General features: G+C 70.7%; 8 protein-coding genes. All 8 read left to right on the forward strand.

Features of this window, described 5'->3' with window-relative positions:
* Nucleotides 1-11 precede the first annotated feature (11 nt).
* Nucleotides 12-2255 (forward strand): catalase/peroxidase HPI, encoded by a 2244-nt coding sequence (gene katG / locus ABZ484_RS22870; protein WP_358867760.1) that lies wholly within the window; start codon nt 12-14, stop codon nt 2253-2255.
* 294 nt (nt 2256-2549) lie between these two features.
* Nucleotides 2550-3011 (forward strand): MSMEG_3727 family PQQ-associated protein, encoded by a 462-nt coding sequence (locus ABZ484_RS22875; protein WP_358867761.1) that lies wholly within the window; start codon nt 2550-2552, stop codon nt 3009-3011.
* 19 nt (nt 3012-3030) lie between these two features.
* The gene (locus ABZ484_RS22880) at nt 3031-4737 is read left to right on the forward strand and encodes a PQQ-dependent dehydrogenase, methanol/ethanol family (protein WP_358867762.1); all 1707 of its coding nucleotides are present in this window, start codon (nt 3031-3033) and stop codon (nt 4735-4737) included.
* A gap of 40 nt (nt 4738-4777) precedes the next feature.
* Nucleotides 4778-4873 (forward strand): pyrroloquinoline quinone precursor peptide PqqA, encoded by a 96-nt coding sequence (gene pqqA / locus ABZ484_RS22885; protein WP_063766868.1) that lies wholly within the window; start codon nt 4778-4780, stop codon nt 4871-4873.
* 133 nt (nt 4874-5006) lie between these two features.
* The gene (gene pqqB, locus ABZ484_RS22890; protein WP_358867763.1) at nt 5007-5894 is read left to right on the forward strand and encodes a pyrroloquinoline quinone biosynthesis protein PqqB; all 888 of its coding nucleotides are present in this window, start codon (nt 5007-5009) and stop codon (nt 5892-5894) included.
* A 4-nt stretch (nt 5895-5898) separates the two neighbouring features.
* Nucleotides 5899-6597 (forward strand): pyrroloquinoline-quinone synthase PqqC, encoded by a 699-nt coding sequence (pqqC, locus tag ABZ484_RS22895; protein ID WP_358867764.1) that lies wholly within the window; start codon nt 5899-5901, stop codon nt 6595-6597.
* A gap of 5 nt (nt 6598-6602) precedes the next feature.
* Nucleotides 6603-6932 (forward strand): pyrroloquinoline quinone biosynthesis peptide chaperone PqqD, encoded by a 330-nt coding sequence (gene pqqD / locus ABZ484_RS22900; RefSeq protein WP_358867765.1) that lies wholly within the window; start codon nt 6603-6605, stop codon nt 6930-6932.
* On the forward strand, nt 6925-8101 hold a 1177-nt coding region (pqqE, locus tag ABZ484_RS22905), incomplete at its 3' end, for a pyrroloquinoline quinone biosynthesis protein PqqE (RefSeq protein WP_358867766.1). The genes pqqD and pqqE, both read left to right, overlap by 8 nt.

Raw genomic sequence — 8101 nt, forward strand, 5'->3', positions numbered from 1 at the left:
GAAGGAGCCCCGTGTCCGACAGCCCGAACGCCATGGCCGGCGGGACGAGCGTGGGGAGCGCGGCCGGCCTCGGCCACCTGGTCCCGGCCGGGTGGCGCGGTCACCCCGCGGGGAGCGTGGGCAACCGCGACTGGTGGCCGGACCGGCTCGATCCGGCGATCCTCCGGAAACACGCCGCCACGGCCGATCCCATGGGGGAGGACTTCGACTATGCCGCGGAGTTCCGCACGCTCGACCTCGACGCCCTGGCGCGGGACGTCGACGAGGTGCTGACGACGTCGCAGGAGTGGTGGCCGGCCGACTTCGGCCACTACGGGCCGCTCGTGATCCGGATGGTGTGGCACGGCGCCGGGACCTACCGAGTCGACGACGGCCGCGGAGGCGCGGGCGCCGGCATGCAGCGTTTCGCGCCGTTGAACAGCTGGCCGGACAACCGCAACCTCGACAAGGCGCGCCGGCTGCTCTGGCCGGTGAAGAAGAAGTACGGCCGCAAGATCTCCTGGGCCGACCTGATGATCTTCGCGGGCAACCGCGCCCTGGAGACGATGGGCTTCACGACCTTCGGCTACGCGGGCGGCCGGGCGGACGTCTGGGAGCCCGACGAGGACGTCTACTGGGGCCCCGAGCGGGCCTGGCTCGCCGACGAACGCCACGGCGGCGTCCGGGAGCTGGAGGGTCCGCTGGCCGCCGTGCAGATGGGCCTCATCTACGTCAACCCGGAGGGACCGAACACCGTCCCGGACCCGCTCGCGGCGGCCCGGGACATCCGCGAGACGTTCCGCCGCATGGGGATGAACGACGAGGAGGCCGTCGCCCTGATCGCGGGCGGCCACACGTTCGGCAAGACCCACGGCGCGGCCGACCCGGACGCCTGTCTCGGCCCCGGACCCGAGGGCGCTCCCCTCCAGGACCAGGGCCTGGGCTGGAAGAGCGGCCACGGCACCGGCAAGGGCGGGGACACCGTCACCAGCGGGCTCGAGGGTACGTGGACACCCACCCCGACGACATGGGACAACAGCTTCTTCGAGACCCTGTTCGGCTACGAGTGGGACCTGGAGCTGAGCCCCGGCGGTCTGTGGCAGTGGATCCCGAGGGACGGCGGCGGGGCCGGTACCGTCCCGGACGCCCACGACCCGTCGACGAGACACGCCCCGACGATTCTGACGACGGACCTCGCCCTGCGGCTGGACCCGGTCTACGAGCCGATCTCGCGGCGCTTCCTGGAGGACCCGGACCGGTTCGCGGACGCGTTCGCCCGGGCGTGGTTCAAGCTGACGCACCTCGACATGGGCCCGATACAGCGCTACCTCGGACCCCTGGTCCCCCGGGAGAGACTGATCTGGCAGGACCCGGTCCCGGCTGTCGACCACGAGCTCGTGGGGGAGGCGGACATCGCCGCGCTCAAGAGCCGGGTCCTCGCCTCGGGGCTGCCGCTCTCCCGGCTCGTCTCGACCGCGTGGGCGTCGGCCTCGACGTTCCGCGTCAGCGACAGGCGGGGCGGGGCGAACGGCGCGCGCATCCGTCTCGAGCCGCAGCGCGGCTGGGAGGTCAACGAGCCCGACGCGCTGGCACAGGCGCTGCGCACACTGGAGGAGATCCAGGAGTCCTTCAACAGCTCCCAGGCCGGGAACAAGAAGATCTCGCTGGCCGACCTCATCGTGCTCGGCGGAGCCGCCGCCGTCGAACAGGCCGCCAGGACAGCCGGCCACGACGTCCGGGTCCCCTTCACCCCGGGACGCACGGACGCCACGCAGGAGTGGACCGACGCGGAGTCCTTCGCCCCGCTCGAGCCGGCCGCCGACGGCTTCCGCAACTACCGCGGCAAGGGCGGCGGCCGGCTGCCGCCGGAGCACCTGCTGGTCGACCGGGCGAACCTGCTCGGCCTCAGCGCGCCCGAGATGACCGTCCTGGTGGGCGGCCTGCGGGTGCTGGGCGCCAACCACCGGCAGTCGCGGCTGGGCGTCCTCACCTCGGCGCCCGGGTCGCTGACCAACGACTTCTTCGTGAACCTGCTGGACACGGGCACGGAATGGACGCCGACATCCGCGACCGCGGAAACCTTCGAGGGCCGCGACCGCGCCACCGGCGAGGTCAGGTGGACCGGCAGCCGCGTCGACCTCGTCTTCGGCGCGAACTCCGAGCTGCGTGCCGTCGCGGAGGTCTACGCGAGCGACGACGCACGGGAGAAGTTCGTGCGGGACTTCGTCGCCGCCTGGGACAAGGTCATGAACCTCGATCGGTACGACCTCGCCTGACCGGTGGAGCCCGGCTCCCGCAGGCGGCGGCACGTCACGTGCGGACGGTGGCACTTCGCGGACGAACGGTGGCAGTTCGCGGACGAACGGCATGAGCGGGCCCGACCGTCACCCACCCTTGTCGGTGTGATCCGTCCGGCGTAGCGTGCCTATCGATTGGTGATTTATTGCGTTTCAGTGTGATTCGTCCGAAGTGGCCGCTTCTCGAGTACCGGCCATATCCGGGCATCGAGCGATGCGAAGAGGAAATTTCCAGGTCAATACAAATTTCGGGACGAGGAGAGTGAAACCCCGATGACGACCGCGCAGGAGCGATCCGACCTGCTCGACCAGATCGGGTTGAACGCACAGAACAAAGCAGCGCTGGGTCAGGTGCTGGGGACCGGAACCATCAGCCGGGCCGCCGAGGAGCCGGACGGCCACATGAAGGCCACCATTCGCATTCACCCGGACGAACTGACCTGGGATCCCGAAATTCTGGTCATGCCGCACGGAGGCGATATCGAGCTCGAGCTCATCAACGACGACCTGAACACCCACTGCGCGCTGCTGCCGAGCAACGGCGACCGGAAGTTCATCTGGCTGGTGAACCACTCACGGGGACGGGCGAACCTCAACCTCGACGGACCGGGCTACTACTGGTTCGGCTCGCCCACGGGCAACGACGAGGGCCGGGGGCTGACCGGCGCCATCGTCGTCCTGGGGGACGCTCCGCCGGAGGCCCGCCTCGACCGTCCCGAACAGCCGCGACCGTGAGAAGAAGGAGGCGGAGCACATGACCGTCGACTACGTGGACGCGGGAGAGGCCGTCGACCAGGGAAGCCTGAGCGGCAAGGTCGCGGGCGGGGACGTCGCGCCGCCGGTGGTGGCCGGCGTCAACTACGAGCGCATACTCCAGGCCCGCGAGGAACCCCAGAACTGGCTCACCTACTACGGCGCCTACAACGGACAGCGGTACAGCCCGCTGGACCAGATCAACACGGAGAACGTCAAGCGCATGGTCCCCGCATGGGTCTTCCAGGCCGGCACGACGGGACTGATCGCGGGCGCGTCGACCTACTCGTTCGAGGCCGCCCCGATCGTCGTCGACGGGGTCATGTTCCTCTCCGGCTGGGACGGCTGGGTCTGGGCCCTGGACGCGAAGACGGGTGTGGAGATCTGGCGGTACAAGCATGCGGTCCCCTTCGACGTGTCCCTGTGCTGCGGGAACGTGAACCGCGGGGTCGCCGTGGCCCAGGGCAAGGTCTTCTTCGTCACGGCGAACGCCCGTGTGCTCGCCCTCGACGCCACCACCGGCAAGCGGGTCTGGGACCGGACCTACGGAGACGTCCGGGCCGGGGAGAGCGCCACGGTCGCACCGCTGGTCGTGAAGAACATGGTCATCGTCGGAAGTTCCGGCGGCGAGTTCGGCGTTCGCGGACACCTCGACGCGTTCGACCTCGAAACCGGCGAGCACCAGTGGCGCTGCTACACGGTGCCGAAGCCCGGGGAGCCGGGCGCGGAGACCTGGCCCGCCGACGGCGAGGCCTGGGCGCGGGGCGGGGCGAACTGCTGGCTCACCGGCACCTTCGACCCGGAGACGAACCTGCTGTACGTCGGCACCGGCAACCCGGCGCCCGACTTCGACGGAGCCGTCCGCGAGGGCGACAACCTCTTCACCGACAGCATCATCGCCGTCGACGTGGACAGCGGTCAGATCCGCTGGCACTACCAGTGCACCCCGCACGACCTGTGGGACTACGACAGCATCGCCGAGTGCATCCTGTTCGAGCAGGACGGGCGCAAACTGCTGGGTCACTTCGACAAGAACGGCTACTTCTTCGTGCTCGACCGCACGAACGGCGAGCGGATCCGGATCACTCCCTTCGTGGACCGCATCACCTGGGGCGCGATCACGAGGGACGGCCAGGTGACGGCCAAGATCTACCCGGACAAGGAGGGAGAACCGGTTCACTTCTACCCGGGTCCGGCCGGTGCCAAGGAATGGACGCACGCGGCCTACAGCCCGAAGACCGGGCTCTTCTACGTCCCGGTCCAGGACACCGGCGCGACAGCGACCAGGCGGCGCCGGGAGTTCAAGGAAAGCATTCCGTACTGGGGCGCGGGTGTGCAGGTGGACATCGAGGACATGGCGGGGTCCATCAGCGCCTTCGACGCCACCGGCGAGGAGAAGTGGCGCTGGCGCAACGAACTGCCGATGTGCGCCTCGGTGCTGGCCACCGGCGGCGACCTGGTGTTCGCCGGTGAACCCTCCGGGGAGTTCAACGCGTTCGACGCCCGCACCGGGGAACTGCTGTGGCAGTTCCAGTGCGGAAGCGGCCACCACAGCAGCCCGACCACCTACATGGTCGACGGCAGGCAGTACATCGCCGTACCGGTCGGTTGGGGCGGCTGGGCCGAGGGGTTCCTCCCCGGCATGCTCGGCGCCGGGCACGGAAGCGCCCTGCTCGTCTTCGCCCTTCCGGAACCGGTCCAGCCGTGAGCGGAGCCTGCCGCCCTTCGGGCAGAGAGGAGGTGAATCCATGGAGTCCGAGCTCGCTGTGTGGGAGACACCCGAATTCGACGAGATCGTGGTCGCGGCCGAGGTGACCATGTACCTCGCTCGGTTGGAGGAGTAGCGGACGAGAGGAACGAGAGGACCAGCGGACGCGGGGCGGCGCCGGAGCCGAATCCGGCGCCCCCGGCGGCCGGGGACGGCCACGGACGGCCGGGCCGACGACGGCCCGGAGCCGCGATGGAGGAAGTGGCGCTGTGTTGCTGCGCGTACTGGGCTCGGCGGCGGGGGGCGGCTCCCCGCAGTGGAACTGCGGCTGCCCGGTGTGCGCCGCGGTCCGCTCCGGGGCGAGCCCCGCGCGCACCCAGTCGTCGGTCGCGGTCAGCGCCGACCACCGCCGGTGGTTCCTCGTCAACGCCTCGCCCGACGTGCGCACCCAGATCGAGGCCTTCCCCGGCCTGCACCCGCGCGAGGACCGGACGACGCCGCTGGAGGCGGTACTGCTCACCGACGCCGAACTGGACCACACGCTGGGCCTGCTTCTGTTGCGCGAGGCCCGTGCCCTGCGGCTGTACACCACACCGGCGGTGTGCAAGACCCTGCGGGACGGCTCGGGAATCCTGCGCACGCTCGAGCACTACTGTGCGGTCGAATGGCGCGCGGTGACCCCCGGTACCGTCTTCCCCCTGGCTGACGGGCTGTCCTGCCAGGCCTTCGACGTGCCCACCACCAAGCGCCCCCGGTTCGGCGGCGGCCCGGAACACGGCCGCGTGGTGGGCTACCGGCTGACCGACGAGCACAGTGGGGGAACTCTGGTGTACCTGCCGGCGGTGCAGGCGCTGACCCGCGCGCTGCGCAAGGAGATCGAGGGCTGCCCATGCCTGCTGATCGACGGGACCTGCTGGCGCGACGACGAGCTGGTCCGGCTCGGCCTGGCCGGCAAGACGGCCCGGGAGATGGGCCATCTGCCCCTCGACGGCCCTGACGGCAGCCTGGCGCAGCTGTCCTCGCTGGGCGTGGGGCGGACGGTATTCGTGCACATGAACAACACCAATCCGGTCCTCCTCGACGGCACCCCCGAGCGGCGTACCGTGGAGGAGAACGGCATGGAGGTCGCCATGGACGGCCTTGAGGTCCAGGTGTAGTGCCGTGACGACGACGGCCACGGCAACCGGCGCCGACGACTTCGTCGAGGCGTTGCGGGCCCACTCGCGGCGGTACCACGACCAGCATCCGTTCCACCGCCGGATGAACGACGGCCGGCTGAGCCCCGCGCAGATCCGCGGATGGGTGGCCAACCGCTTCTACTACCAGGAGAACATCCCCCGCAAGGACGCCGCCATCCTGTCCAACTGCCCCGACCTGGAGGTCCGCCGCCGCTGGATCCGACGGATCCTCGACCACGACGGCACCGCCGCGGGCGAGGGCGGCATCCAGGCGTGGCTGCGCCTCGGCGAGGCCGCCGGGCTGACCCGCGAGGAGGTCCGGGACCACCGGCACCTGGTAGCCGGAGTGCGGTTCGCCGTCGACGCCTATGTGAACTTCGCCCGGTCCCGCCCTTGGGTGGAGGCGGTGGCCTCCTCGCTCACCGAGATGTTCGCGCCCGATCTGATGGCCGCACGGCTGGCCGCGTTCGAGCGGTGGTACCCGTGGATCGACCGCGCGGGCCTCGCCTACTTCCGTGCCCGTCTGGAGCAGGCCCCCCGCGACTGCGAGCACGCCCTCGAGGTGGTCACCGAGCACTGCCTGACGGCCGAGTCCCAGGCGCGCGCGGTCGACGCGCTGTCGTTCAAGTGCGACGTCCTGTGGAGCCTGATGGACGCCGTCGACCAGGCCTATCCGGAGTGACCGTCATGGACCCGACCCCCACCGGAACGAACCGGACCAGCACCAGGACCCGGCCCGGCGCCGGAGTGTCCGGCTCGGACCGGCCCCGGCTGGCGCGCCATGTCCGGCTGGGCTTCTGCCGGACCAGGCAGCGCCGGATCCTCCAGCACCCCGAGGCGGTGGCGGTGCTGAACGGGAGCGGCGCGGCCATCATCGAACTGTGCGACGGGCGGCACACCGTGGCCGAGATCGTGGGCGAGCTGGGCGCGCGCTACCAGACCGTCTCCGACGACGAGGTGCGGCAGTTCCTGACCCGGCTCGTCGCCCGTCACTGGGTGGAGCTCACCGATGGATAACCCCTTCGGGCTGCTGGCCGAGCTCACCTACCGCTGCCCGCTGGCCTGCCCGTACTGCTCCAACCCGCTGAACCTGGCCGACTACCAGGACGAGCTGACCACCGACGAGTGGCTGCGGGTGCTGACCGAGGCCGAGGACCTGGGAGTGCTGCAGTGCCACCTGTCCGGCGGGGAACCGCTGCTGCGACGCGACCTGGTGGAGCTCGTGGCGCACGCCCATGACCTGGGCCTGTACACCAACCTGATCACCAGCGCCCTGGGGTTCTCCCGTGCGAGGGCCGAGGAGTTGCGGGCTGCCGGCCTGGACCATGTGCAGATCAGCATCCAGGCCGACGAGCCGGCCGTGTCCGACCGGATCGCCGGGATCCCGTCCTTCCGGCGCAAGGTCGAGGCGATGGGCGTGGCCAAGGAGCTGGGGTGGCCGCTGACCGTGAACGTGGTGCTGCACCGGTACAACATCGACCGCGTCGCCGACGTGCTCGCTCTGGCCGAGGAGGTGGGCGCCGACCGGTTGGAGCTGGCCAACACCCAGTACTACGGCTGGGCCTGGCGCAACCGTGACGCGCTGCTGCCCAGCCGGGCCCAGCTGGAGGCCGCCGAGGGCGTCGTACGGGCCGCGAGCGAGCGGTTGCGGGACCGGATGGACATCATCTACGTCATCCCCGACTACTACAGCCGCTATCCGAAGCCCTGCATGGGCGGTTGGGCCTCCCGGCAGCTGACCGTGACGCCGAACGGCGACGTACTGCCCTGTCCGGCCGCCCAGTCGCTGCCGTTGCCGCGGGCCGGCGTGCGGGAGGCGCCGCTGGCGTGGATCTGGGCCGAGGCCCCGGTGATGACCGCGTTCCGGGGGACCGGCTGGATGCCGGAACCCTGCCGCGGCTGCCCCCGGCGGGAGCTGGACTTCGGCGGCTGCCGCTGCCAGGCGTTCCAGCTCACCGGCGACGCCGCCCGCACCGACCCGGTCTGCTCCTTGTCGCCCGACCACGACCTGGTCACCCGCGCGGTCGAGGCCGCCAACGCCGGCTCGCGGACCGGCGATCCTCCGCTGATCCCCCGGCCGCACCAGGTTCGCTCAAGCGGTCCTTTACCGGATTCGGGGAGCATCTCAAGCGCCAGTGGCGGTGCCTGCGCACCGGCCTCCTCGATCACGGGAGCTGTTGTCGTTC

The organism is Streptomyces sp. NPDC006393, from assembly GCF_040628575.1.
GTDB lineage: Bacteria > Actinomycetota > Actinomycetes > Streptomycetales > Streptomycetaceae > Streptomyces.